Below are 26,186 nucleotides of genomic sequence, written 5' to 3' on the forward strand. Positions count from 1 at the left end.
GGCTCGCTCAGCGCGCGTCGGGCTCGGTCGCGAGCGCCGCCATCACCGGGCGCAGATCGAGCCACCACTGCTCGCGCGGCCGGGCGAGAGCGCTGTCGACCAGGTCCGCCATGGTCCGGATCGGCTCGGCCGTCGGCCGGCCCTCATCGCTCCCGACGAACGCCCACTGCCCGGTGCGGGCGGAGATCTGCGCGGAGAGCCAGTCGACGCAGAACGCGGCGAGCCGAGTCGCGTGCACGCGGTCGAACGGGGTGGGGTTCCCGCCCTGCTGCAGGTGCCCCAGCACCATGGGCCGCACGTCGAACTCGCCCGCGGACTCCTCGGCGAACAGTCGGCACATGACCTCGGTCGTGTAGCCCTCGCTCGCCGCCTCGTTCCGGATCGCCAGATGGAACCGTCGGCCGGCACGGAAGCTGGCCACCATCCGCGCGACGTCGTCCGACAGGTCGGCGAGGGTGACGCCCTCCTCGTGCAGATAGACGCGTTCCGCGCCGGTCGACAAGGCACCCATCAGGGCGAGGTACCCGCAGTACCGCCCCATCACCTCGACGACGAACGCGCGCTGGGACGCCATGGCGGACTGCTTGAGCCGGTCCACGGCCGTGACGATCTCGTTCAGTGCGGTGTCCGCGCCGATCGTGGTCTCCCAGCCGGGCAAGTTGTTGTCGATCGTCGCCGGCAGGCAGATGACCGGCAGGCCGAAGCCCGGGTAGCGGTCGCGCTCGGCGTGCATGTCGTGCACCGCCTGGTAGGCGCGGTGGCCCCCGACGACGAGCAGGGCGTCGATCTCGTTGTTCTCGAGCGCCCGGGACACGGCGTAGTACTGCTCCATGCGGGGCATCGCCCGGCGGGTGCCGAGCTCGGCGCCGCCGCTGCCCACCCAGCCGTCCACGTCACCCCAGGCGAGCTCGTCGATCCGTCCGTCGACCAGCCCCAGGAACGACCCCTGGACCCCGAGCATCGTGTGCCCGCGGGACTGACCGAAACGCACTGCCGCGCGGACCGCCGTGTTCATCCCCGGCGCGAGCCCGCCGCCGTGCACGACGGCGATCCGAGCGCCCCCGCTCGGCTCGTCGTTCGCCTGGGCGATCCGGTCGAACACCTCGACCATGTCGGTGAACGACGACCCGCGCGCCGCCATCGCCGCGCGGTAGTCCCCGGCCTGGATCAACCCGGGGATCTGTCGGGTGCGCTCGACGGCGCTCATGAGCGGCGTGCGGTGCACGCGGTTGTTGCGCACGCCGATCAGCTGAGGCTCGTGGTCGGGCCCGGCGTGCACGACCTCCAGGGCTGCCGCGTGGCCCAGCAGGGTGGGCATCCAGCGGTCGTATGCGCTCGGTGCGCCGCCGCGCTGGACGTGTCCCAGGATCGTGACCCGGACGTCCTCGGCAAGCCTCTCGGCGAGGACGTCACGCACGTGGCCCGACGTGATGGGGTTGCCGTGCCGATCCGTGGCCCCCTCGGCGACGACGACGATCGACTCCCGGCGACCCGCGGCACGGCCGGCCCGCAGCCGCTCGCACATCTCGTCCTCCCAGCCGTCGGCGGGGGGGTTCTCCGGGATCAGGACGTAGTCCGCCCCACCGGCGATCGCGCTCATCAGCGCGAGGTACCCGCAGTGCCGCCCCATGACCTCGACCACGAACGAGCGCTGGTGGCTGGCTGCCGTGCTGGCGAGGGCGTCGATCGCGTCCACGATCCTGTGCAGGGCGGTGTCGGCGCCCACGGTCATGTCCGTGCCCACCATGTCGTTGTCGATCGAGCCGACCACGCCGGCGATGACGAGGTGGCCGTGACGGGCGGCGATCTCGGCGGGGACCTCACCCGCCTCGACCAGCTCGTCCAGGAGGTCGGGCCACTCGGAGCGGAACACGTCGGTCCCGGTCAGCGAGCCGTCGCCACCCACCACGACGAGCCGGTCGATCCCGCGCTCGAGCAGGTGCAGTGCCGCCCGGCGGCGTCCCTCACGCGTGCGGAAGTCGGCCGACCGCGCCGTGCCGATCACCGTCCCGCCGCGGTGCTGGACCGACCCGACCGAGCTCCACCCGAAGCGCTCGATGCGCTGCCCGCCGTCCACCAGACCCTGCAGCCCCTCGTAGACGGCGAACACGTCCGCGCCCGCGCCGATCGCCGTGCGGACGACCGCCCGGACCACCGCGTTCATGCCCGGCGCGTCGCCGCCGGAGGTCAGCACCGCGATGGCGGGTCGGTGCGTGGGCGGTGCAGTCGTCATCCTCAGTCCCCTCGTGCGCGGTCCGGGCACGAGCGTAGGGGTCGGCGCGCGGCCTTTGACCGGCCTTCCGGCCACTGCCTAAGATGACCGAGGCGCAGTCCGCCTTCGGGCGGGTGCGGCGGTCGCGCGCGATCGTCCGGCGCCGAGCACAATCCCAGCACGTCACCAGTCCGCACTACGTCCCTGTCCGCATCGGAGTCCCACACCACATGACCACCTCTCCCACCACGACGACGCCGCAGGTCGCGATCAACGACGTCGGCACCAGCGAGGAGCTCCTCGCCGCGATCGACGCGACCATCAAGTACTTCAACGACGGCGACATCGTCGAGGGCACCGTCGTCAAGGTCGACCGCGACGAGGTCCTCCTTGACATCGGCTACAAGACCGAGGGGGTCATCCCCTCCCGCGAGCTGTCGATCAAGCACGACATCGACCCGGACGAGGTCGTCCAGGTCGGCGACGCGGTCGAGGCCCTCGTCCTCCAGAAGGAGGACAAGGAAGGCCGGCTCATCCTGTCCAAGAAGCGCGCCCAGTACGAGCGCGCCTGGGGCACGATCGAGAAGATCAAGGAGTCCGACGGCGTGGTCACCGGAACGGTGATCGAGGTCGTCAAGGGCGGCCTCATCCTGGACATCGGCCTGCGCGGCTTCCTGCCCGCGTCGCTGGTCGAGATGCGTCGCGTCCGCGACCTCCAGCCGTACGTCGGCCGCGAGATCGAGGCCAAGATCATCGAGCTGGACAAGAACCGCAACAACGTGGTGCTGTCCCGCCGCGCGTGGCTCGAGCAGACCCAGTCCGAGGTGCGGTCGACCTTCCTGCAGACCCTGCAGAAGGGCCAGGTCCGCGAGGGCGTCGTCTCCTCGATCGTCAACTTCGGTGCCTTCGTGGACCTCGGTGGCGTCGACGGCCTGGTGCACGTCTCGGAGCTGTCCTGGAAGCACATCGACCACCCGAGCGAGGTCGTCGAGGTGGGGCAGCCGGTCACCGTCGAGGTGCTCGACGTCGACTTCGACCGCGAGCGGGTCTCGCTGTCGCTCAAGGCGACGCAGGAGGACCCGTGGCAGGCGTTCGCCCGGACGCACGCCATCGGCCAGGTCGTGCCCGGCAAGGTCACCAAGCTCGTCCCGTTCGGCGCGTTCGTGCGTGTCGAGGACGGCATCGAGGGCCTGGTGCACATCTCGGAGCTCGCCGTGCGCCACGTCGAGCTGCCCGAGCAGGTCGTCAACGTGGGTGACGACACGTTCGTCAAGGTGATCGACATCGACCTCGAGCGCCGGCGGATCTCGCTGTCGCTCAAGCAGGCGAACGAGGGACTGGACCCGAGCTCGGAGGACTTCGACCCCGCGCTGTACGGCATGGCGGCCGAGTACGACGAGAAGGGCAACTACAAGTACCCCGAGGGCTTCGACCCGGAGACCAACGAGTGGCTCGAGGGCTTCGAGGCGCAGCGCGAGGCGTGGGAGGCCCAGTACGCGGCCGCGCACGCCCGCTGGGAGGCGCACAAGAAGCAGGTCGCCGAGGCCATGGCGGCGGACGCCGAGACGGCGGCCGGCCCCGGCACCGAGGCGAACTACTCCTCGGCCGCTCCGGCCGCCCCCGAGGCCGCCGGCACGCTGGCGTCCGACGAGGCGCTGGCCGCGCTGCGGGAGAAGCTCACCGGCAACTGAGCCGCGGAGCACGAAGGGCCGGCACCCCGCGGGTGCCGGCCCTTCGTCGCGTCGGGCCCCGGCGGAACCAGCTCAGGCGTCGTGCTCGACGTGGTCGCCGGACCAGTCGGTGTGGAAGACGCCGTCGGTGTCGGTGCGGTGGTAGGTGTGTGCGCCGAAGTAGTCCCGTAGTCCTTGGATGAGGTTGGCCGGGAGCCGTTCGGCGCGGATCGCGTCGTAGTAGGCCAGGGACGAGGCGAACGCGGGGGTGGGGACCCCGTGCGCGGCGGCCAGGCCCACGATCCGCCGCCAGGCGTCCAGCCCGTCACCGACGGCGTCGGCGAAGTACGGGTCGGCGATGAGGAGCGGCAGGTCGGGGGTGCGCTCATACGCCTGGGTGATGCGGTCCAGGAACTTGGCGCGGATGATGCATCCGCCGCGCCAGATCCGGGCCATCGCGCCGCGGTCGATGTCCCAGCCGTACTCCGCCGAGGCCGCGGCGATCTGGTCGAAGCCCTGGGAGTAGGCCACGACCTTCGAGGCGTACAGCGCCTTGCGCACGTCAGTGATGAACGCCTCCCGGTCGGTCACGTCCCACCGCGCGGCATGGCCGGGAAGGGCCTGCCCGGCGGTGCGCTGGGGGACCGAGCCCGACAGCGCCCGGGCGAAGGTCGCCTCGGCGATCCCGGTCACCGGGACCCCCAGGTCAAGGGCCGACTGCACGGTCCAGCGCCCGGTGCCCTTCTGCTCGGCCCGGTCGGCCACGACGTCCACGAACGCGGACCCGGTGACCGGGTCGGTGTGTTCGAGGACCTTGGCGGTGATCTCGATCAGGTAGGACTCCAGGTCGCCGGCGTTCCACTCGGCGAAGACCTGGGCCAGCTCGCTCGGCGTGGCACCCAGGGCATGGCGCATCAGGTCGTACGCCTCGGCGATGAGCTGCATGTCGGCGTACTCGATGCCGTTGTGCACCATCTTCACGAAGTGCCCGGCGCCGCCCGGCCCCACGTGCGTGCAGCACGGCACCCCGTCCACGTGCGCCGAGATCGCCTCGAGCATCGGCCCCAACGTGGCGTAGGACTGCGCGGAGCCGCCCGGCATGATGGACGGGCCGTTCAGCGCACCCTCTTCACCACCCGAGACCCCGCAGCCCACGAAGTGCAGCCCGTGCTCGCGAAGCGCCGCCTCTCGGCGCATCGTGTCGGGGAAGTGCGCGTTACCGGCGTCCACCACGATGTCACCCGGCTCCAGCAGCCCGACCAGCTCCTCGATCACCGCGTCGGTGGGACCACCCGCCTTGACCATCACCACCACCGTGCGTGGGGTGGCCAGGCTCGCCACGAAGTCCGCCGTCGACTCGGAGGGCACGAAGGTCCCCTCGTCGCCGTGGTCCTCCATCAGCTGCTGGGTGCGGGCGTAGGTGCGGTTGTGCACCGCGACCGTGTACCCGTGCCGCGCCAGGTTCCGCGCGAGGTTGCGCCCCATCACCCCCAACCCCGTGACCCCGATGTGAGCGGCGGTCGACGATCCGGTCATCGCTGTCCTCTCGTGCGTGAACGGGCGGGGGAGTCCCTGTCCCGGGGCCGGTGTTCCCGGCACGTTCTCACCTTCCCGCCCGGGCGCCCGGGCGGCAAACCGATGGCTCGGTACGCTGCGAGGGTGACGACGACGTGGCCCGTGCGGCCTGGTCTGCGCCGGGTCGGGCTCACTGGTGGGATCGCAGCCGGCAAGTCGGTCGCGGCCGCGCGCTTCGCCGAGCTCGGCATACCCGTGATCGACCACGACCGGCTGGCCCGGGCCGTGGTCGCGCCCGGAAGTCCCGGTCTGGACGCCGTGGAACGTGAGTTCCCGGGCGTGGTGGTCGCCGGCGTGCTGGACAGGGAGGCGCTGGGGGCTCTCGTGTTCGGGGACCCGCAGGCGCGCGAGCGGCTCAACGCGGTCGTCCACCCGCTCGTGCACCAGGCGGCCATGGCGGCGGAGGCGGAGCAGGTGGACGCCGGTGTGCACGTCGTGGTGCACGACATCCCCTTGCTGGTCGAGACCGGCCAAGCCGGTCACTTCTCTCCGGTGATCGTGGTCGACGCCCCTGCGGAGCTCCGGGTGGCGCGCCTGGGCGAGCGGGGGCTCACGGCTCAGCAGGCGTGGGACCGCCTGGCCGCACAGGCGGACGACGAGGCGCGGCTCGAGGCGGCGGACGTGGTCCTCGACGGCTCGGGCGACGCGGCCGACCTGCGAGCGAGGGTGGACGCGCTGGTGGGCTCGTGGGGCGCCGCCCAGGGGCACGCATGAGCGCGGCGCAGTCCGCGCCGGTGCTGCTGACCGGGTTCGCCCCGTTCGACGGCCAGGCCATGAACGCGTCCTGGCTGGCCGTGCAGGAGGTGGCCCGGACCTGGGGTGAGGATGCGCCGCTCGTGGTCGAGCGCCTGCCCGTGTCGTTCGAACGCGGTCCGGACCGCCTGCTGGAGCGCGTCGAGCGGTACCGCCCACGGCTCGTCGTCGCGGTCGGTGAGGCCGGCGGCCGCTCCGCGGTGAGCCTGGAGCGGGTCGCCGTGAACGTGCTGGACTCTGCCATCCCCGACGCGGACGGCCGCCAGCCTGTCGACGAGCCGGTCGAGCCGGACGGTCCGGTCGGGAGGTTCAGCGGACTGCCGCTGCGGCGTTGCCTGGCGGCGGTCCAGCGCACCGGTGTCCCGGCGGAGATCTCCGGGACGGCCGGGGCCTACGTGTGCAACGCCACGTTCTTCCGGTTGATGGGTGCCGTCGGGCCGGGCACCGCCGCCGGCTTCGTCCATGTGCCGCGGACCCCGGCGCAGGTCGAGCCGGGTGCGCCCGCGATGGTCACGGTGGACGCCGCGCTCGCCCTGACCGCGGTGCTGCGCGCTGCCCTGGCCTGAGGGACCCGGCGCGAGCGTGTCAGGGGATGGCCGTACCGTGGTCGTATGCGTCCCGTGACCGACCTGCAGCGGCAGGCGAAGCCGTTCGAGGTGGTCTCCGAGTACCGACCCTCGGGTGATCAGCCCGCCGCGATCGACGACCTCGCGGCGCGGATCCAGGCGGGAGAGAAGGACGTCGTGCTGCTCGGGGCCACCGGGACCGGCAAGTCGGCGACCACCGCCTGGCTGGTGGAGCGGCTGCAGCGCCCGACCCTCGTGATGGCCCCCAACAAGACCCTGGCGGCCCAGCTGGCGACGGAGTTCCGCGAGCTGCTGCCGAACAACGCGGTGGAGTACTTCGTCTCGTACTACGACTACTACCAGCCCGAGGCGTACATCGCGCAGACGGACACCTACATCGAGAAGGACTCCTCGATCAACGACGAGGTGGAGCGCCTGCGGCACTCGGCGACGACGTCGCTCCTGACGCGCCGCGACGTCGTGGTGGTCGCGTCCGTCTCCTGCATCTACGGCCTGGGCACACCGCAGGAGTACGTCGACCGCATGGTGCGGCTCGCGGTCGGCGACGAGATCGAGCGCGACCAGCTGCTGCGGCGGTTCGTCGCGATGCAGTACACCCGCAACGACATGGCGTTCACGCGCGGCACGTTCCGGGTGCGCGGTGACACCGTCGAGATCATCCCGGTGTACGAGGAGCTCGCGATCCGCATCGAGTTCTTCGGCGACGAGATCGAGGCGATCACCTCGCTGCACCCCGTGACGGGCGACGCGATCCGCTCCGAGCCGGAGGTCTTCCTGTTCCCTGCGAGCCACTACGTCGCGGGACCGGAGCGGATGGAGCGCGCGATCTCGTCGATCGAGGCGGAGCTCGCGGAGCGCCTCGAGACCCTGGAACGCCAGAACAAGCTGCTCGAGGCGCAGCGGCTGCGCATGCGCACCACGTACGACATCGAGATGATGCGTCAGGTCGGCAGCTGCTCGGGGATCGAGAACTACTCCCGCCACATCGACGGTCGTGGCCCCGGGACCCCGCCCAACACGCTGCTGGACTACTTCCCCGAGGACTTCCTGCTGGTCATCGACGAGTCGCACGTCACAGTCCCGCAGATCGGTGCGATGTTCGAGGGCGACATGTCCCGCAAGCGGGCGCTCGTGGACCACGGGTTCCGTCTGCCGAGCGCGATGGACAACCGTCCGCTGAGGTGGGAGGAGTTCGTCGAGCGCATCGGACAGACCGTGTACCTGTCGGCGACCCCGGGACCGTACGAGCTCTCGCAGTCCGACGGCGTCGTGGAGCAGATCATCCGACCCACCGGGCTGGTGGACCCGAAGGTCGTGGTCAAGCCCACGACGGGCCAGATCGACGACCTCCTCGGGCAGATCAGGGACCGTGTCGAGCGCAACGAGCGCGTCCTGGTGACCACCCTGACCAAGAAGATGGCCGAGGACCTCACCGACTACCTCCTCGAGCGCGGCATCCGCGTGCAGTACCTGCACTCCGAGGTCGACACCCTGCGTCGCGTCGAGCTGCTGCGTGAGCTGCGGCAAGGTCATGTCGACGTGCTGGTCGGCATCAACCTGCTGCGAGAGGGGCTCGACCTTCCCGAGGTGTCGCTGGTGAGCATCCTGGACGCGGACAAGGAAGGGTTCCTGCGGTCCGGGACCTCGCTGATCCAGACCATCGGGCGTGCGGCTCGCAACGTGTCCGGTGAGGTGCACATGTACGCCGACCAGGTCACACCGGCCATGGCGTCGGCGATCGAGGAGACCGAGCGTCGCCGCGAGAAGCAGATCGCGTACAACACCGCGAACGGGATCGACCCCACCCCGCTGCGCAAGCGCATCAGCGACGTGACGGACATGCTCGCCCGCGAGGACGTCGACACCCAGGAGCTGCTCGCCGGCGGGTACCGCAAGCCGACCGCGGGGCGTGCCCCCGCTCCGGCGTCGAAGGAGCGGCCAGCGCGTCCCGAGACCGGCGGGATGGCGGCGACCGAGCTCGCCGGGCTCATCCACGAGCTGGACGAGCAGATGCACGCAGCGGCGGCGGAGCTCCAGTTCGAGCTTGCCGCGCGCCTGCGCGACGAGATCGCAGACCTGAAGAAGGAGCTCCGCCAGATGCGCGCCGCCACCGCCTGAGGCGCTCGCTCGATCAGGCGGGATCAGACACCGTTGGGGCTCGTCTCGAGGGCGCTCTTGATCGAGTGCAACGCATCGGTGATCGCGGCCTGCACGTCCGGGTCCTCGTCGTGCGGGGTGTGCAGGTGGAGCTCGACCTTGGTGCCGTCGGGATGGCCGTGCAGGGAGATCCGACCGCGGTAGCCACTGCCGTCCTCCGCGCCCCACTCGACCCGACGGTGCACCTCGTCCGTGCGCCACCACGCGTCGCCCTGCACCTGGTGCCCATCCGGCAAGGTCGCCGTGGTGTGGACCTCCTGCGCCCCGGTCGGATGGGCCTCGGTCATGCGTGCGAAGTAGGCCGGCAGGTTCTCGACGTCGCTGAGGTAGTCGAAGATGAGGTCGACCGGATTGCCGATCTGGATCGTGCCCGCGTAGTCCGCCATGGTCCCTCCTCAGTCGGCCGTGGTTCTCCCAGTGTCGGCCGTGTCAGACCTCGACGCGCGGTGGGGCTGCGACCGCGGTGCCCCGAGCCGCCGAGCAGCGCGGGGCGCGGGGGAGAGGCCCGCGTCCCCTATGCTGCACGCGGAGGGGAGTACTCCCACTGCGGTGGTGTCGTCATCACGGACGGATCGCTTCGTCCCGGTGCCACCGGTCCCCGAGGGGCGGAGGAGACCTCCGGTACCCCGACGCGCCGTTGGACGGCGCCTGACGTGCCGGAGGTCCTGTGAACGTTCCGCTGTGGGTGTGGGGCGCCACCGTGCTGGGCGTGCTGCTGCTCGTCGCCCTGGACTTCTTCGTGCACCTGCGCACCGCGCACATGCCCACCTTCCGCGAGTCGGCACGATGGTCCGCGGCGTACATCGGCGTGGCGGTGCTGTTCGGGGTCGGCGTGCTGGTGCTGGCCGGTCCGGACCGCGGCACCGAGTTCTTCGCGGGGTACCTCACCGAGTGGAGCCTGTCCGTCGACAACCTCTTCGTCTTCCTGCTGATCCTGACGCGCTTCGGGGTGCCGCGCGAGCATCAGCAGAAGGTGCTCCTGGTGGGGATCGCGATCGCTCTGCTGCTGCGCGGCGGGTTCATCGCGGTCGGGGCAGTGGTGATCGCCCAGTTCAGCTGGGTGTTCTACGTGTTCGGGGCGTTCCTGGTGTACGCGGCGGTGCAGGTCGCGCGGGAGGACCACGACAGCGCGCAGGATGCGGAGTTCCACGAGAACCTCGCGCTCCGGCTCGTCCGGCGGGTCGTGCCCGCGACCACTCGCTACCACGGTGACCGCCTCACGGTCGTGGAGCACGGTCGCCGGCTCGTGACGCCGATGCTCGTCGTGATGGTGGCGATCGGCACGACGGACGTGATCTTCGCGCTGGACTCGATCCCGGCGATCTTCGGCCTGACCAAGGAGCCCTACATCGTCTTCACCGCCAACGCGTTCGCCCTGCTGGGTCTGCGCCAGCTGTTCTTCCTCATCGGTGGGCTGCTCGAGCGGCTGGTGTACCTCTCGGAAGGCATCGCGGTGGTGCTGGGCTTCATCGGTGTGAAGCTGGTGCTCGAGGCGCTGCACGGCAACGACCTGCCGTTCGTCAACGCGGGCGAACCCGTCGCGTGGGCCCCCGAGATCCCCACGCTCGCGTCCCTCGGGGTGATCGTCGCGGTGCTCGCAGTCGCCGCCGGCGCCAGCCTGGTGCACACCCGCCGGCGCCGGGACGACAGCTCGGTGGCCGGCGCCGACGACGCGGAGTAGTCGTCGGCGCCAGGATCGGGCAGACGTCGTCGAGCCGCCCTGTGCTCGGTTCGAACAGTTGTACGCGTCGGACAAGCCGCCTACCATGGCCCGGTGAACGACCGACTGCGCGTCCAGGGGGCGCGAGAGCACAACCTGCGCAACGTCGACATCGACCTCCCGCGGGACGCCCTGATCGTCTTCACGGGCCTGTCGGGCTCGGGCAAGTCCTCGCTGGCGTTCGACACCATCTTCGCCGAGGGGCAGCGCCGGTACGTCGAGTCGCTGTCCGCGTACGCCCGCCAGTTCCTGGGCCAGATGGACAAGCCGGACGTGGACTTCATCGAGGGTCTGTCCCCGGCCGTCTCGATCGACCAGAAGTCGACCAGCCGTAACCCGCGTTCCACCGTCGGCACGATCACCGAGGTCTACGACTACCTGCGGCTGCTCTACGCCCGAGCGGGTACCCAGTACTGCCCGGTCTGCGGCGAGCAGATCTCCCGGCAGACGCCGCAGCAGATCGTCGACCGGCTGCTGGACCTGCCCGAGGGCACGCGTTACCAGGTGCTCGCGCCCGTGGTGCGCGGCCGCAAGGGCGAGTACGCGGACCTGTTCGCGGACCTGCAGTCCAAGGGCTTCGCCCGGGCCCGCGTGGACGGAGCGGTCGTGGCCCTCACCGAGGTGCCGCCGCTGGAGAAGAAGCTCAAGCACACCATCGAGGTCGTCGTCGACCGGCTCGTCGCCAAGGAGGGGGTCCGCCGGCGCCTGACCGACTCCGTGGAGACCGCGCTGGGCCTGGCAGGCGGCCTGCTCGTGGTCGAGCTCGTGGACGCCGACCCCGAGGACCCCGGCAAGGAGCGGCGCTTCTCGGAGAACCGGGCCTGCCCGAACGAGCACGAGCTCGCGCTCGACGAGATCGAGCCCCGCACGTTCTCCTTCAACGCGCCGTACGGCGCGTGCCCGGAGTGCACCGGGATCGGCAGCCGGCTCGAGGTCGACCCCGAGCTGGTCGTCCCCGACGAGGAGGCCACCCTCGCCGACGGTGCCGTCGCGCCCTGGTCGCAGACCTCCTCCGACTACTTCCAGCGGGTGCTGTCCGCGCTGGCGGACGAGCTCGGGTTCGGCATGGACGTGCCCTGGCGGGCGCTGCCCCAGCGTGCGAAGGACGCGATCCTGCACGGACGGAACCATCAGGTGCACGTGCGCTACCGCAACCGATGGGGTCGCGAGCGGCAGTACTCCACCGGGTTCGAGGGCGTGATCTCGTTCATCGAGCGGCGGCACGCCGAGACCGAGTCGGACTGGTCGAAGGAGCGCTACGAGGCGTACATGCGCGAGGTCCCGTGCCCCGCGTGCGACGGTGCACGGCTCAAGCCCGAGGTCCTCGCGGTCCGGATCGGGGAGCTGTCGATCGCTGACCTGTGCCGCCTGCCGATCGACCAGGCCAAGCACTTCCTGGACCGGCTTGAGCTGGGGGAGCGCGAGCGTGCGATCGCGGCGCAGGTGCTCAAGGAGATCCAGGCGCGACTCGGGTTCCTGCTCGACGTGGGTCTCGACTACCTCTCCTTGGAACGGCCTGCCGGGACGCTGTCCGGTGGTGAGGCCCAGCGCATCCGGCTGGCGACCCAGATCGGCTCGGGCCTGGTAGGCGTGCTCTACGTGCTCGACGAACCCTCGATCGGCCTGCACCAGCGGGACAACCGACGGCTCATCGAGACCCTCACCCGACTGCGCGACCTGGGCAACACGCTCATCGTGGTGGAGCACGACGAGGAGACCATCCGCGCCGCAGACTGGATCGTCGACATCGGCCCCGGCGCGGGCGAGCACGGCGGACGCGTCGTGCACTCGGGGGACCTGCCCGGCCTGCTCCGGTCCCAGGAGTCCGTCACGGGTGCGTACCTGGCGGGGCGGCGTGAGATCCCGCTGCCCGGGGTGCGGCGACCCGTAGACCCCGACCGCCAGCTGCGCGTGATCGGTGCTCGTGAGCACAACCTGCGCAACATCGACGTCGACGTCCCGCTGGGACTCTTCGTCGCTGTCACCGGGGTGTCGGGCTCCGGGAAGTCCACCCTGGTCAACTCGATCCTCTACACGGTCCTGGCGAACGAGCTGAACGGCGCCCGCCAGGTCGCCGGCCGGCACACGCGTGTGACGGGCCTGGACCACCTGGACAAGGTCGTGCACGTCGACCAGGGCCCGATCGGCCGCACCCCGCGCTCCAACCCGGCCACCTACACGGGTGTCTGGGACCACGTGCGCAAGCTCTTCGCCGAGACCACCGAGGCCAAGGTTCGCGGGTACACGCCCGGCCGGTTCTCCTTCAACGTCAAGGGCGGCCGGTGCGACGCGTGCAACGGCGACGGAACGATCAAGATCGAGATGAACTTCTTGCCGGACGTGTACGTCCCGTGCGAGGTCTGCCACGGCGCGCGGTACAACCGCGAGACGCTCGAGGTGCACTTCAAGGGCAAGACGGTCGCCGACGTGCTGGACATGCCGATCGAGGAGGCGTCTGAGTTCTTCGCCGCCGTGCCGGCGATCTCCCGCCACCTGAAGACGCTCGTCGACGTCGGCCTCGGCTACGTGCGGCTCGGGCAGCCCGCTCCCACTCTCTCCGGTGGCGAGGCGCAGCGCGTGAAGCTGGCGTCCGAGCTCCAGCGGCGCTCGACCGGTCGGACCATCTACGTCCTGGACGAGCCGACCACCGGGCTGCACTTCGAGGACATCCGCAAGCTCCTGGGTGTCCTGCAGTCGTTGGTCGACAAGGGCAACTCGGTCGTGGTGATCGAGCACAACCTCGACGTGATCAAGAACGCGGACTGGGTCATCGACCTCGGGCCGGAGGGTGGCGGGGGAGGGGGCACCGTGGTCGCCGAGGGCACCCCCGAGGACGTCGCCCGGGTTTCGGGCTCCTACACGGGGCAGTTCATCGCCGAGCTGATCGACAGCCCGGTCGCGGTCGGCGCGTAGCAGGGGCGACCGGCGTCACGGCACCGCGCGGAGGTGGCCTCGGCCGTCAGGGGATGGCGTCGGCCGGCGCCGCACGCCCCACCGCGTGCTGCGTGGGCTCGCAGCGCACCGGGAAGTTGACCGACTGCTTGATGAAGCAGTACTCGCCGGCTCGTTCGTGCAGCTCGCCGAGCACGGCGTCCGGCACCTCGTCACGGACGGTCACGCGTGGGTGCAGCACGACCTCGGTGAAGCGGCCCATGCCGCCCGAGCGCACCCGCATGGTTCCCGCGGCGTCGTCGTGGTAGGCGGTCACCACCACCCCCGCGTCGGCCGCCAGGTGCAGGAACCACAGCATGTGGCACTGTGCGAGGGCGGCCACCAGGAGCTCCTCAGGGTTGTACCGGGAGGCGTCGCCCCGGAACGTCGGCTCGGCGGATCCGAGCAGCGGCGGCTTGCCGGGGAACTCGACCTCGTGGTCGCGGCTGTAGGACGCGTAGCCGGCGGTCCCGGTGCCTCCGGCTCCGGTCCAGGTCACCGCCGCGGAGTAGCTGTGCAGGATGCCCATGCCTCACCGTACCCAGCCCGCTCCCCCGTGCGGCAGGGGGTGTCCGGTGCGTCAGCGGCGGCCGAGTGCGCAGGCCGTCGGCGTGGCGGCCTACCCTCGCACCATGGCCGACCCGAGCACCTACCGCCCCCGACCCGGCCAGGTCCCCGACTCACCGGGCGTCTACCGGTTCCGGGACGAGCACGGACGGGTCATCTACGTGGGCAAGGCGAAGTCGCTGCGGTCCCGGCTGTCCAACTACTTCCAGGACCTGTCGGCCCTGCACCCGCGAACCCAGCAGATGGTGACCACCGCGGCATCAGTCGAGTGGACCGTCGTGGGCACCGAGGTCGAGGCGCTCGCCCTGGAGTACTCCTGGATCAAGGAGTACGACCCACGCTTCAACGTGAAGTACCGGGACGACAAGTCCTACCCGTACCTCGCCGTGACCCTGGGTGAGGAGATCCCGCGCGTCCAGGTGATGCGGGGCAGGAAGCGCCCCGGGACCCGCTACTTCGGGCCGTACGGGCACGCCTGGGCGATCCGGGAGACGGTCGACCTGCTGCTGCGGGTCTTCCCGGTGCGGACCTGCTCGTCCGGCGTCTACCGGCGGGCCCAGCAGGCCGGCAGGCCGTGCCTGCTGGGGTACATCGACAAGTGCTCCGCTCCGTGCGTCGGGCGGATATCCCCCGACGCACACCACGCACTGGCCGAGGACTTCTGCGACTTCATGGCCGGCGACACCCAGAAGTTCGTGCGGCGCCTGGAGAAGGAGATGGCCCGTGCGTCGCAGAACCTCGAGTTCGAGCTCGCGGCCAAGCTCCGCGACGACCTCGGCGCACTGACCCGGGCGACCGAGAAGAACGCCGTCGTGCTGGGGGACGGCACCGACGCCGACGTGTTCGCGATGAGCGGTGACGAGCTCGAGGCCGCGGTCCAGGTGTTCCACGTCCGCGGCGGCCGCATCCGGGGGCAGCGCGGCTGGGTGGTCGAGAAGGTCGAGGACCTCCAGGAGGCCGACCTGGTCGAGCACCTGCTCCAGCAGGTCTACGGCGAGGAGGCGCCGGCCGTCGAGCGTGCCTCGCAGGGCTCCAGCCGCCCCGAGCGGTCCGTCGCTGCGACGAGTCCCGTTCCTCGGGAGGTCCTGGTCCCGGTGCTGCCGGCCGACGTCGAGCAGGTCGAGGCCTGGCTGAGCGGGCTGCGCGGGTCCAAGGTGCGCGTCCGCGTGCCCCAGCGCGGCGACAAGAAGGCCCTCGCGCAGACCGTGCTCCGCAATGCGGAGCAGGCCCTCGCCCTGCACCGCACCAAGCGCGCCGGGGACCTGACCACCCGCAGCCAGGCGCTCCAGGAGATCACCGACGCGCTCGGCCTGGACTCCGCGCCGCTGCGGATCGAGTGCTACGACATCTCCACCACCCAGGGCACGTACCAGGTCGGCTCGATGGTCGTGTTCGAGGATGGCCTGCCGCGCAAGTCCGAGTACCGGCACTTCTCCGTGCGCGGTGAGGACGGCGACGGGGCGCGCGACGACACGGCTGCGATCCACGAGGTGCTGACCCGTCGGTTCCGGCGGTACCTGGAGGACTCGGCGCGGATGGGCACGCCGGAGCTTGGCGCCGGCGGCGAGGTTCCCGCCACGGATGGGCATGCCCCGGGGCGATTCGCCTACCCACCCCAGCTGGTGGTGGTCGACGGCGGGCCCCCGCAGGTGGCGGCGGCCGCCCGCGCGATGTCGGAGCTCGGGGTGGACGACGTGGCACTGTGCGGTCTGGCCAAGCGACTGGAGGAGGTCTGGCTGCCTGGCGACGAGCACCCGGTGATCCTGCGGCGCGGCTCCCAGGGCCTGTACCTGCTCCAGCGCGTGCGCGACGAGGCCCACCGGTTCGCGCTCCGCGGGCACCGCACGCGCCGCAGCGCCGGGATGACCACGTCCGCGCTGGACGGCGTTCCCGGCCTCGGGCCGACGCGTGCCGCGGCCCTCCTGGACCACTTCGGTTCGGTGGCGCGGCTGCGGCAGGCCAGCGTCGAGGACATCGCAGCGGTCAAGGGCATCGGTCCGGCGACCGCGGCGGCGGTCGCCGAGGCGCTCGGTGTCGGCGCTCGGTGAGCGCGCCCGACGTGCTGCGGCGCGCTGGACGGCTCCCGCGCGTCCGGTTCGCCCCGGGCTGGCATGCTGGTGCCATGCAGGAGCCGCCCCCGATCACCGTGCCGTCCGGCATCCCGGCGTTGGAGGCCGCGACCTCCTCTCCGCGTGCTGAGCTTCCCGAGCTCCTGGTCGTCACCGGGATGTCCGGCGCCGGCCGCAGCCGCGCCGCCGCCGTGCTCGAGGACCTCGGCTGGTACGTGGTCGACAACCTGCCCGCCCCGCTGCTGAGCCAGCTCGCGGGGATGCTGTCGTCGGGGCCGGGAGGCGTGCACCGGCTCGCCGCCGTGGTCGACGTCCGTGCCCGCGAGCTGTCCGGCGACCTCGTCGGTGTGCTCGACGTGCTGCGCGAGGCCGGCTACGACTTCCGGATCGTGTTCATGGACGCCTCGGACGAGGTGCTCGTCCGGCGGTTCGAGACGGTACGTCGCCCGCACCCGCTGCAGGAAGGCCGCCGCATCCTCGACGGGATCGCGGAGGAGCGGGAGATGCTGCATGGGGTACGCGACCGGGCGGACGTCGTGATCGACACCACCGAGCTCAACGTGCACGACCTGGCCAGGGAGATCACGCTGGCGGTCGCGGGTGGCCAGGAGCAGGACATGCGCGTCAACGTGGTCTCGTTCGGCTTCAAGTACGGGCTGCCGATGGATGCCGATCACGTCGCGGACGTCCGCTTCCTCGCCAACCCGTACTGGATCACCGAGCTGCGGCACCTGACCGGCCGTGACGTCCCGGTGCGCGACTACGTGCTGGGCCTGCCCGGGGCGCGGCTGTTCGTGGATCGGTACGTGGAGGCCCTCGAGCCCGTGCTCGCCGGGTACGCCAACGAGGACAAGCGCTACGCAACGGTGGCGATCGGGTGCACCGGCGGCAAGCATCGCTCGGTGGCGATCGCCGAGGCGATCGCGGCCGCCCTGCGGGAGCAGGGGTCGCGTGTCGTGGTCACCCATCGGGACCTCGGGCGTGAGTGAGGTAGCCGAGCGCCAGAACGCAGGACGTTCGCCCGCCGTGGTCGCCCTGGGGGGCGGGCACGGGCTAGCGGCGAGCCTGTCCGCGCTGCGTCTCATGACCTCGAGACTGACCGCTGTCGTCACGGTCGCGGACGACGGCGGCTCGTCCGGTCGCCTACGCGAGGAGCTCGACATCCTGCCGCCGGGCGACCTGCGGATGGCGCTGTCCGCGCTGTGCGACGACTCCGAGTGGGGCCGTACGTGGCGCGACGTGCTGCAGCACCGGTTCAGCACCGAGGGCCCGCTGGACCGGCACGCCGTGGGCAACCTCCTGATCGCGGCGCTGTGGGAGCTGCTCGGCGACCCCGTCGCGGGGCTGGACTGGGTGGGTCGGCTGCTCGGCGCCCGCGGCCGGGTGCTGCCGATGTCGTGCACTCCGCTCGCGATCGAGGCCGACATCGAGGTGGACGGCCGGCTCAGGACCGTGGTCGGTCAGAGCCGCGTCGCCGTCACACCCGGCCGGGTCGCGGAGGTGCGACTCACCCCAGCTGGAGCGGCCGCGTGCGAGGAGGCCGTCCAGGCCGTCGACGAGGCGGACTGGGTGGTGCTCGGTCCGGGGTCGTGGTTCACGTCGGTCCTGCCGCACGTGCTGGTCCCGGAGCTGAGCGCGGCGCTGCACCGGACCGCGGCCAGGCGATGCGTGACCCTCAACCTGCGCCCGGACGAGCCGACCGCCATGACCAACCTGGAGCACCTGCGGGCCCTGGCCGAGCACGCGCCCGACCTGCGGGTGGACGTGGTGGTCGCGGACCCGGGCGCGGTGATCCATCTGGACGAGCTGGCCGCGCAGGCCGAGTCGATGGGAGCGCGGTTGATGCTGCGGCAGGTCGGGGTCGGGGACGGGACCGCACGGCACGACGGGCTCCGCCTGGCGGGGGCCTACCGCGATGCGTTCGAGGGCTTCTGGGGCGACCTGGGCACCGGCCGGGGGATGGCAGGATGACCCCCATGGCGCTGACGGCACAGGTGAAGGACGAGCTCGCCCGGTTGCCGGTCGACAAGACGTCGTGGCGCAGGGCGGAGGTCTCCTCGACGCTGCGCTTCGCGGGCGGCCTGCACATCATCTCGGGGCGCATCGTCATCGAGGCGGAGCTGGACACGGGTATCGCGGCGCGACGCCTGCGGCAGTTCATCTCCGAGGTCTACGGCCACACGAGCGACGTGGTCGTGGTGTCGGGCGGGGGCCTGCGCAAGGGCACGCGATACGTGGTCCGTGTGGTGCGGGACGGTGAGTCGCTGGCCCGCCAGACCGGTCTGCTCGACGCCCGCGGACGTCCCGTGCGTGGCCTTCCGCCGCAGGTGGTCAGTGCGGGTGTCGGAGAGGCGGAAGCGGCGTGGCGGGGCGCGTTCCTCGCGCACGGGTCGCTGACCGAGCCAGGACGCTCGGCCGCGCTCGAGGTCACCTGCCCGGGCCCCGAGGCCGCCCTCGCGCTCGTGGGGGCAGCCCGGCGGCTGGGCATCGGGGCGAAGGCGCGTGAGGTGCGCGGGGTGGACCGCGTGGTGCTGCGCGACGGCGACGCGATCGGTGCGATGCTGACCCGCCTCGGTGCGCACGACGCCCGCCTGGTGTGGGAGGAGCGTCGGATGCGCCGGGAGGTGCGGGGCACGGCGAACCGGCTGGCGAACTTCGACGACGCGAACCTGCGCCGTTCGGCTCGCGCCGCCGTGGCCGCGGGTGCTCGGGTGCAGCGCGCGTTCGAGATCCTCGGCGAGGACGTCCCGGACCACCTGCGCGAAGCCGGCACGCTGCGGCTCGAGCACAAGCAGGCGTCGCTCGAGGAGCTGGGCCAGCTGGCCGACCCCCCGCTGACCAAGGACGCGGTCGCCGGGCGGATCCGGCGCCTGCTGGCGACGGCGGACAAGCGCGCCCAGGAGCTCGGGATCCCGGACACCGAGGCCGGTCTGACCCCCGACATGCTGGACGTCTAGGACCTGGCTTCCGGGGCCCGCGGCCGCACGCCCGAGACGGCGGCTCGCCTGCTGGACGAACGTCCTAGCGGGAGTGTGTCCGCCGTGTAACCTGAGTCTCACTGGCACTCTCAGGACGACGATGCCAGGCGCGTACAGCGCCGTACGCAACCCGTTCACGATCCAGCCGCGTGCCGGCCCCCGGCGCGCTCCGAGGAGGCACAGTGACCATCCGCGTCGGCATCAACGGCTTCGGCCGCATCGGCCGCAACTACTACCGGGCGATCGTGGCGTCCGGCGCCGACATCGAGGTCGTCGGCGTCAACGACCTCACCGACAACAAGACCCTCGCCCACCTGCTGAAGTACGACACCGTGCTGGGCCGGTTCCCGCTGAGCGTGGACTACGACGACGAGAACATCGTCGTCGACGGCAAGAAGATCCGGGTGCTCGCCGAGCGCGACCCCTCGGCCCTGCCGTGGGCCGAGCTGGGTGCCGACATCGTCATCGAGTCGACCGGCTTCTTCACGGACGCCACCAAGGCCAAGGCGCACATCGACGGTGGCGCGAAGAAGGTCATCATCTCCGCTCCCGCGAAGAACGAGGACGCCACCTTCGTGATGGGTGTCAACCACACGCAGTACGACGCCGCGTCGCACCACATCATCTCGAACGCGTCGTGCACGACGAACTGCCTCGCGCCGCTGGCGAAGGCCGTCAACGACGCGATCGGCATCGAGCGTGGCCTCATGACCACGATCCACGCCTACACCGGGGACCAGAACCTGCAGGACGGCCCGCACCGCGACCTGCGTCGCGCCCGCGCCGCCGCGCAGAACATCGTCCCGACCACGACCGGTGCCGCCAAGGCCGTCGCCCTCGTGCTCCCCGAGCTCAAGGGCAAGCTGGACGGGTACGCGCTGCGCGTGCCGGTCATCACCGGTTCGGCCACGGACCTGACCTTCACCGCCTCCAAGGAGGTCACGGTGGAGGAGGTCAACGCCGCGGTCAAGGCTGCCGCCGAGGGGCCGCTCAAGGGCGTCCTGGAGTACGTGGACGAGCCGATCGTGTCGACCGACATCGTCACCAACCCGCACCAGAGCATCTTCGACGCGGGCCTGACCAAGGTGATCGGCGACCAGGTGAAGGTCGTCTCCTGGTACGACAACGAGTGGGGTTACTCCAACAGCCTGGTCGCCCTGACCTCGTACGTGGGCGAGCGCCTCTGATCGTCCCGAGCATCCGCTCATGACCGACGTCCGCGTGACCGGCGACCCCGTCGTCCGGGCACGCGGACGTCGTCGTGTCACCCCCTGATCCATCTCGACCCGAGGACTCAGCCATGAAGACCATCGAGGACCTGGGCGACCTGCGCGGCAAGCGCGTGCTCGTCCGTTCCGACTTCAACGTGCCGCTCGACGGCACCACCATCACCGACGACGGCCGCATCCGCGCCGCGCTGCCCACCCTCACGGCTCTTCTCGATGCGGGCGCCCGCGTGATCGTCACGGCGCACCTGGGTCGGCCGAAGGGCGAGCCCGACCCCAAGTACTCGCTGGCGCCCGTCGCGACCCGGCTCGGCGAGCTGCTGGGCAAGCCGGTGGCGCTCGCGCAGGACGTGGTCGGCGAGTCCGCCCGGGCGACCGTCGCCGCCCTCGCGGACGGCGAGATCGCCCTGCTCGAGAACATCCGGTTCGACGCGCGTGAGACGTCCAAGGACGAGGCCGAGCGCGGGGCGCTGGCCGACGAGCTCGCCGCGCTGGCCGACGCCTTCGTGTCCGACGGGTTCGGTGTGGTGCACCGCAAGCAGGCGTCCGTCTACGACGTGGCCCTGCGTCTCCCGCACGCCGCGGGCCAGCTGGTCCTGACCGAGGTCCAGGCGCTGCGCCGGGCGACCGAGAACCCCGAGCGGCCGTACGTCGTGGTGCTTGGCGGCGCGAAGGTCTCCGACAAGCTGGGCGTGATCGCGAACCTGCTGACCAAGGCCGACACCCTGCTCATCGGGGGCGGCATGGTCTACACGTTCCTGGCCGCCCAGGGCCACGAGGTCGGGTCGTCGCTGCTCGAGGCCGACCAGGTGGACACCGTCAAGGGCTACCTGACCGAGGCCGGGGACAAGATCGTCCTCCCGGTCGACATCGTCGCGGCGGACTCGTTCGCCGCGGACGCCCCGCACGAGACCGTCGCGATCGACGCGATCCCTGCGGACAAGATGGGCCTGGACATCGGCCGGAGGTCGGCCGAGCTGTTCGCCGACGCGATCAGGGGCGCCAGGACGATCGCCTGGAACGGCCCGATGGGCGTCTTCGAGTTCCCGGCGTTCGCGGCTGGCACCAAGGCCGTGGCTCAGGCCCTGGTCGACACCGAGGGCTTCTCGATCGTCGGCGGCGGCGACTCCGCCGCGGCGGTGCGGCTCCTCGGCTTCGACGAGGACGGCTTCGGCCACATCTCGACCGGCGGCGGGGCGTCCCTCGAGCTGCTCGAGGGCAAGACCCTTCCCGGCATCGCAGTTCTGGAGGACTGATGGCACGCACTCCGCTCATGGCGGGCAACTGGAAGATGAACCTCGACCACCACGAGGCCACCCATCTGGTCCAGAAGCTCGCCTGGACGCTCAAGGACGCCAAGCACGACTACAGTCAGGTCGAGGTCGCGGTGCTGCCGCCCTTCACCGACCTGCGATCCGTGCAGACCCTGGTCGACGCCGACAAGCTCGACATCCGCTACGGCGGCCAGGACCTGTCGATGCACACCGCGGGCGCCTACACCGGCGAGATCTCCCCGGTGTTCCTGGCCAAGCTCGGCTGCACCTACGTTGCCGTGGGCCACTCGGAGCGTCGGCAGTACCACGGCGAGGACGAGGCCGTGACGAACGCCAAGGTGAAGAACGCCTTGGCCCACGACCTGGTGCCTATCCTGTGCGTGGGTGAGGAGCTCGAGGTCCGCAAGGCGGGCAACCACGTGTCCCACACCCTGGCCCAGCTCGACGGTGGCCTGCAGGGACTGACCGCCGAGCAGGTCGCCGGCCTCGTCATCGCCTACGAGCCCGTGTGGGCCATCGGCACCGGGGAGGTGGCCACACCTGACGACGCGCAGGAGCTGTGTGGCGCGATCCGCGCGCGGATCGCGGAACTGTACGACCAGTCCACGGCCGACGCCGTGCGGGTGCTGTACGGCGGGTCCGTGAAGTCCGGCAACGTCGCTGCGATCATGGCCAAGCCCGACGTGGACGGGGCCCTCGTCGGCGGTGCGAGCCTGGACGCCGAGGAGTTCGCGAAGATCGTGCGGTTCCAGTCGCACCAGGTGGGTGCGTGAGCGATCGCTGATCGCGCTGCGGGCCCGGCCACGGCCGGGCCCGCAGCGCGACCGACGCGGGTTCGGTCGTCCGGGCCCGCGTCGCCTATCCTTGACCGGGCGCCGCTGCACGGTGCCCGACCCGAACGAGAGACGTACACATGGACGCGCTGCGCATCATCCTCCAGGTCCTGCTGGTCCTGACGAGCTTCCTCGTGGTCGTGCTGGTCCTGCTCCACAAGGGCAAGGGCGGCGGCCTGTCGGACATGTTCGGCGGGGGGATCTCGAGCAGCGCCGGGAGCTCCGGGGTCGCCGAGCGCAACCTCAACAGGATCACGGTCGGCCTGGTGCTGGTCTGGACGGCCGTGGTGATCCTGCTCGGTCTCATCCAGCGTGTCAGCGGCTGAGGAAGGTTCAGGTAATGGCGAGCGGTAGCGCGATCCGAGGTTCCCGGGTGGGTGCCGGTCCGATGGGTGAGGCGGAGCGTGGTGACTCGGCCCCCCGCGTGTGGGTGTCGTTCTGGTGCGCGAACGGGCACGAGACCCGACCCAGCTTCTCCGAGGAGGCCGGGATCGACATCCCGGAGACCTGGGACTGCCCCCGGTGCGGCTTCCCGGCCGGTCAGGACCGCGAGAACCCTCCGGCGCCGGCCCGCAACGAGCCGTACAAGACGCACCTGGCCTACGTGAAGGAACGGCGCTCGGACGAGGACGGCGCCGCCATCCTCGACGAGGCGCTGGCTGCGCTGCGCGCCCGCCGCGGGGGCTGAGCCGACCGTCCCCGGCTGAGGTCCCGGGTCGGCGTCCCGGCCGCTGGTTAGGCTGGCGCGGAGGACGCTGATGCACGAGTTGTCGATCACCCAGGACGTCGTCCGGACCGTGGTGGAGCACACCGAAGGCCGGACGGTGACAGGCGTGCGGCTGCGGATCGGCGTCCTCGCGGGGATCGTCCCCGACGCGGTCCGGTTCTGCTTTGACCTCGCCACCCAGGGCACGACGCTCGAGGGAGCGTGGCTCGAGGTCACTGACGAACCGGGACGAGGCCGGTGCCGGACCTGCGGGAACGAGTTCGACATGCCGGACCTGCTGCCCCGGTGCCCGTGCGGGAGCACGGATGCGGAGGTGGTGGCCGGCCGGTCGCTGGTGGTCACGTCGGTGGAGGTGGTCTAGGTGTGCGACACCTGCGGGTGCGGTGCGACGGATGTCCGGGTCGTGGACCCGGGCAGCGGTGCGGTCACGCACACGCACGACGGGGTGACGCACACCCACCAGTCCGGTGAGGCACACAGCCACGACGGTGGTCTCACCGTCCACACGCACGAGGCGACTCCCGTGGACGTCGCCCAGCCGGACGAGACCCACGAGCACCCGCGCACCGGCTCCACCACGGTCGAGCTCGAGCTGGACGTCCTGGGCAAGAATGACGCGTTGGCTGCGGAGACGCGCGCCTGGCTGGCGGCCCGCGACCTGGTCGCGGTCAACCTCATGAGCTCGCCGGGCTCGGGCAAGACCACGCTCCTCGAGCGCACCATCCGGGAGGCCACCGACCGTCCGGTCGTCGTGGTCGAGGGCGACCAGGAGACGCTGCTGGACGCCGAACGGATCCGCGCCGCCGGTGCGCGCGCCGTGCAGGTCAACACCGGGGCAGGTTGCCACCTGGACGCGGAGATGTTCAGCGCAGCCCTGGACTCGCTGGCCCCAGAGCCGGGTTCGCTGGTCATGGTGGAGAATGTCGGGAACCTCGTGTGCCCGGCGCTGTTCGACCTTGGTGAGCGGGCGCGGGTCGTGGTGATCTCCGTCACCGAGGGCGACGACAAGCCGCTGAAGTACCCGCACATGTTCTCCGCCGCGGACCTCGTCGTACTGAACAAGATCGATCTCCTGCCCTACGTCGACTTTGACGTCCACGCGCTGATGCGGCATGCCCGTGCGCTGCGACCGGGGGTGCGGGTGCTGCCGGTGTCGGCACGCACCGGCGAAGGTCTCGGCGCCTGGTACGGCTGGCTCGCCGGCCTGCACTCCTGACCGGCCGGGCGGCGCCCGACCGGCCGACGTCAGCCCGCGGAGCCGGCGGCGGCCAGGTCGACCAGCCAGAGCGTCCGGACCCGTGCCTGAAGGGCCGCGGCCGGGGTCGCGTGCCAGTCGTCCCCGGCGAGGGCCCGGCGCACCGCGTCCGCCTTCTGCTCGCCGGCGGCGACCACCCACGTCTCCGTGGCGTGGTTGAGCGCCGGAAGCGTCAGAGAGACCCGGTCCGGCGGGGGCTTGGGGGAGTCGTGCACGCCGACCACGGTGCGGTCGGTGACGTCGAGCGTGGCCTGGTGCGGGAACAGCGAGGCGACGTGGCCGTCCGGCCCGATCCCCAGGAGCATCACGTCGAACACCGGGGACGCCGATCCCGGCGACGCGAACCGGGCGAGCTCGTCGGCGTAACGAGCGGCGGCCGTCTCCGCGTCGGCGACCTCGTCCGGACCTGCCACGGTGTGCACCTGCTCGGCGGGGATCGGCAGGTCGTCGAGCAGGGCGGTGCGCGCACCGGTGTCGTTGCGCTCCTCGTGCCCGGCCGGCAGGAAGCGCTCGTCGCCCCACCACAGGTGCACCCCGGACCAGTCCACGGCATCGCGCAGCGGTGAGGCCGCGACGGCCGCCAGGGTGGCGATGCCCACCCCGCCGCCGGTCAGCGACACGTGGGCGGGTCGGCGCACCGACTGGGTGTCGAGCAGGTGCAGCAGGAGCCGGGCGGCCGTCGCTCGGGCGACGGCGTCGGCGTCGGGATGGACCACCACGCCGCCGGTCATGCCACACCCACCCGGGCCAGGCCGTCGCGGAGGACTTCGCCGTACACCTCGTCGGGGTCCATCCGGCGCAGCTCCTCCGCCAGGCACTCGGTGAGGGTGCGCAGGGGCATGGCGATGTGCCGGTCGGGCTGCCCCGGTTGGTGCAGGGTCGCGACACGGGCATCGGGGCGGTCCAGCACGATCGGTCCGGACTCGCGATCCAGCCGCACGGAGGTCACACCCTGGGCGTCGGCCGAGAGCTCCAGGTCCACCGGGCAGCGCAGCGCCTGCGCCAGCCAGGCGGCGAGCAGCGGCACCGAGGGGTGCACGTCGTTGCCCGCCACGACGGCCCGGGAGACGCGTTCGTACGGTGGCTGGTCCAGCGCGGCCGCGAGCAGTCCACGCCACACCGTCAGTCGCGTCCACGCCAGATCGGTGTCGCCCTCGGCGTAGGCCGCACGCAGTCCGCGCAGGCTGTCCAGCGGGTTCGCACAGGCGAGGGAGTCGGAGATCCGTCGGCCGGCCATCACCCCGATCGGGTCCGACGACGGCTCTTCGGGGACCTCGTACGGCCACCAGGCGACGATCGGGGCGTCGGGGAGCATCAGCGGCGTGATGAGGGTGTCGGCATGGCCCAGGAGCTCGGGTCCGGCTCGCAGGACGATGACCTCGCTGGCTCCGGCGTCCCCGCCGACGCGGATCTGGGCGTCGAGCTGGTCGCCGGTGCTCCCGCAGCGGCACACCACGACGATGCGGCAGGGGTGCTCGCGGCTGGCGACGTTCGCCGCCTCGATCGCAGGCTCGGGATCGCCGTCGGCGGCGTCGACGACGAGCGTCAGGACGCGGCCCAGCGCCACGGCGCCCCCTTCGTCGCGCACCTGGACCAGCGCCCTCGCCACGGCACCCGTGGTGGTGTCAGGCAACTCGATGATCATCGGTTCC

Annotated in this window: 23 protein-coding genes; 17 read left to right on the forward strand and 6 right to left on the reverse strand. The window is 71.4% G+C overall.

The window, feature by feature from the left end; all coding sequences use genetic code 11:
• Positions 1-7 precede the first annotated feature (7 nt).
• Positions 8-2,233 (reverse strand): 6-phosphofructokinase, encoded by a 2,226-nt coding sequence (locus Q6348_RS10660; protein ID WP_304601272.1) that lies wholly within the window; start codon positions 2,231-2,233, stop codon positions 8-10.
• Positions 2,234-2,442: 209 nt separating this feature from the next.
• Between Q6348_RS10660 and rpsA the strand changes: the two genes are divergently transcribed.
• The gene (rpsA, locus tag Q6348_RS10665; RefSeq protein WP_304601273.1) at positions 2,443-3,903 is read left to right on the forward strand and encodes a 30S ribosomal protein S1; all 1,461 of its coding nucleotides are present in this window, start codon (positions 2,443-2,445) and stop codon (positions 3,901-3,903) included.
• A 72-nt stretch (positions 3,904-3,975) separates the two neighbouring features.
• Here the strand turns inward: rpsA and gnd are convergent, their stop codons facing one another.
• Positions 3,976-5,418, reverse strand: a complete 1,443-nt coding sequence (gene gnd / locus Q6348_RS10670; RefSeq protein ID WP_304601274.1) for an NADP-dependent phosphogluconate dehydrogenase — start codon at positions 5,416-5,418, stop codon at positions 3,976-3,978.
• Between the two features lie 123 nt (positions 5,419-5,541).
• On the opposite strand from gnd, the gene coaE reads away from it, so the two are divergent.
• Genes coaE through uvrB form a run of 3 tightly spaced genes read left to right on the forward strand, consistent with a single transcriptional unit; the run spans position 5,542 to position 8,915 of the window.
• On the forward strand, positions 5,542-6,171 hold the full coding sequence (gene coaE, locus Q6348_RS10675; protein WP_350339663.1) for a dephospho-CoA kinase: 630 nt from the start codon (positions 5,542-5,544) through the stop codon (positions 6,169-6,171).
• Positions 6,168-6,776 carry a pyroglutamyl-peptidase I gene (locus Q6348_RS10680; RefSeq protein ID WP_304601275.1) on the forward strand — a complete coding sequence of 203 codons (609 nt, stop codon included), beginning with the start codon at positions 6,168-6,170 and terminating at the stop codon, positions 6,774-6,776. The genes coaE and Q6348_RS10680 overlap by 4 nt, the downstream gene beginning before the upstream one ends.
• Positions 6,777-6,821: 45 nt before the next feature.
• Positions 6,822-8,915: an excinuclease ABC subunit UvrB gene (gene uvrB, locus Q6348_RS10685; protein WP_304601276.1), complete on the forward strand. Its 2,094-nt coding sequence runs from the start codon at positions 6,822-6,824 to the stop codon at positions 8,913-8,915.
• 23 nt (positions 8,916-8,938) lie between these two features.
• On the opposite strand, the gene Q6348_RS10690 is transcribed toward uvrB, so the two are convergent.
• Positions 8,939-9,340: an SRPBCC family protein gene (locus Q6348_RS10690; RefSeq protein WP_304601277.1), complete on the reverse strand. Its 402-nt coding sequence runs from the start codon at positions 9,338-9,340 to the stop codon at positions 8,939-8,941.
• A 281-nt stretch (positions 9,341-9,621) separates the two neighbouring features.
• Here Q6348_RS10690 and Q6348_RS10695 point away from each other — a divergent pair, with 281 nt between their 5' ends.
• A complete protein-coding gene (locus tag Q6348_RS10695; protein WP_304601278.1) occupies positions 9,622-10,635 on the forward strand; it encodes a TerC family protein in 1,014 nt (337 codons plus the stop codon).
• A gap of 93 nt (positions 10,636-10,728) precedes the next feature.
• Positions 10,729-13,587, forward strand: a complete 2,859-nt coding sequence (gene uvrA, locus Q6348_RS10700; protein ID WP_304601279.1) for an excinuclease ABC subunit UvrA — start codon at positions 10,729-10,731, stop codon at positions 13,585-13,587.
• Between the two features lie 46 nt (positions 13,588-13,633).
• On the opposite strand, the gene Q6348_RS10705 is transcribed toward uvrA, so the two are convergent.
• Positions 13,634-14,134, reverse strand: coding sequence for an OsmC family protein (locus Q6348_RS10705; RefSeq protein ID WP_304601280.1), 501 nt, complete (start codon positions 14,132-14,134; stop codon positions 13,634-13,636).
• 103 nt (positions 14,135-14,237) lie between these two features.
• On the opposite strand from Q6348_RS10705, the gene uvrC reads away from it, so the two are divergent.
• From uvrC to hypB, 11 genes are all read left to right on the forward strand, one after another.
• Positions 14,238-16,220, forward strand: a complete 1,983-nt coding sequence (gene uvrC / locus Q6348_RS10710; RefSeq protein WP_304601281.1) for an excinuclease ABC subunit UvrC — start codon at positions 14,238-14,240, stop codon at positions 16,218-16,220.
• A gap of 74 nt (positions 16,221-16,294) precedes the next feature.
• Positions 16,295-17,230, forward strand: coding sequence for an RNase adapter RapZ (gene rapZ, locus Q6348_RS10715; protein ID WP_304601282.1), 936 nt, complete (start codon positions 16,295-16,297; stop codon positions 17,228-17,230).
• Complete coding sequence (locus Q6348_RS10720; RefSeq protein ID WP_304601283.1) at positions 17,223-18,212, forward strand: gluconeogenesis factor YvcK family protein; 990 nt, start codon at positions 17,223-17,225, stop codon at positions 18,210-18,212. The genes rapZ and Q6348_RS10720 overlap by 8 nt, the downstream gene beginning before the upstream one ends.
• 5 nt (positions 18,213-18,217) lie before the next feature.
• Positions 18,218-19,198, forward strand: a complete 981-nt coding sequence (gene whiA / locus Q6348_RS10725) for a DNA-binding protein WhiA (protein WP_304601284.1) — start codon at positions 18,218-18,220, stop codon at positions 19,196-19,198.
• 203 nt (positions 19,199-19,401) lie between these two features.
• The gene (gene gap / locus Q6348_RS10730; protein ID WP_304601285.1) at positions 19,402-20,406 is read left to right on the forward strand and encodes a type I glyceraldehyde-3-phosphate dehydrogenase; all 1,005 of its coding nucleotides are present in this window, start codon (positions 19,402-19,404) and stop codon (positions 20,404-20,406) included.
• Between the two features lie 113 nt (positions 20,407-20,519).
• Entirely contained in the window at positions 20,520-21,701 is a 1,182-nt protein-coding gene (locus Q6348_RS10735; RefSeq protein ID WP_304601286.1) for a phosphoglycerate kinase, read from the forward strand.
• Positions 21,698-22,492 (forward strand): triose-phosphate isomerase, encoded by a 795-nt coding sequence (gene tpiA, locus Q6348_RS10740; protein ID WP_434062017.1) that lies wholly within the window; start codon positions 21,698-21,700, stop codon positions 22,490-22,492. Before Q6348_RS10735 ends, tpiA begins: the two co-directional genes overlap by 4 nt.
• Positions 22,493-22,632: 140 nt before the next feature.
• Positions 22,633-22,878 carry a preprotein translocase subunit SecG gene (secG, locus tag Q6348_RS10745; protein WP_304601288.1) on the forward strand — a complete coding sequence of 82 codons (246 nt, stop codon included), beginning with the start codon at positions 22,633-22,635 and terminating at the stop codon, positions 22,876-22,878.
• 14 nt (positions 22,879-22,892) lie between these two features.
• Positions 22,893-23,240: an RNA polymerase-binding protein RbpA gene (locus Q6348_RS10750; RefSeq protein ID WP_304601289.1), complete on the forward strand. Its 348-nt coding sequence runs from the start codon at positions 22,893-22,895 to the stop codon at positions 23,238-23,240.
• A gap of 70 nt (positions 23,241-23,310) precedes the next feature.
• Positions 23,311-23,640: a hydrogenase maturation nickel metallochaperone HypA/HybF gene (locus tag Q6348_RS10755; protein WP_304601290.1), complete on the forward strand. Its 330-nt coding sequence runs from the start codon at positions 23,311-23,313 to the stop codon at positions 23,638-23,640.
• Complete coding sequence (gene hypB, locus Q6348_RS10760) at positions 23,641-24,495, forward strand: hydrogenase nickel incorporation protein HypB (protein ID WP_304601291.1); 855 nt, start codon at positions 23,641-23,643, stop codon at positions 24,493-24,495.
• A 29-nt stretch (positions 24,496-24,524) separates the two neighbouring features.
• On the opposite strand, the gene pgl is transcribed toward hypB, so the two are convergent.
• Together pgl and Q6348_RS10770 are read right to left on the reverse strand one after the other, a co-directional pair.
• Positions 24,525-25,265, reverse strand: a complete 741-nt coding sequence (gene pgl, locus Q6348_RS10765) for a 6-phosphogluconolactonase (RefSeq protein WP_304601292.1) — start codon at positions 25,263-25,265, stop codon at positions 24,525-24,527.
• Positions 25,262-26,179 carry a glucose-6-phosphate dehydrogenase assembly protein OpcA gene (locus Q6348_RS10770; protein ID WP_304601293.1) on the reverse strand — a complete coding sequence of 306 codons (918 nt, stop codon included), beginning with the start codon at positions 26,177-26,179 and terminating at the stop codon, positions 25,262-25,264. Before Q6348_RS10770 ends, pgl begins: the two co-directional genes overlap by 4 nt.
• Positions 26,180-26,186 lie beyond the last annotated feature (7 nt).

The organism is Actinotalea lenta, from assembly GCF_030586465.1.
In the GTDB taxonomy this organism is placed as follows: Bacteria; Actinomycetota; Actinomycetes; order Actinomycetales; family Cellulomonadaceae; genus Actinotalea; species Actinotalea lenta.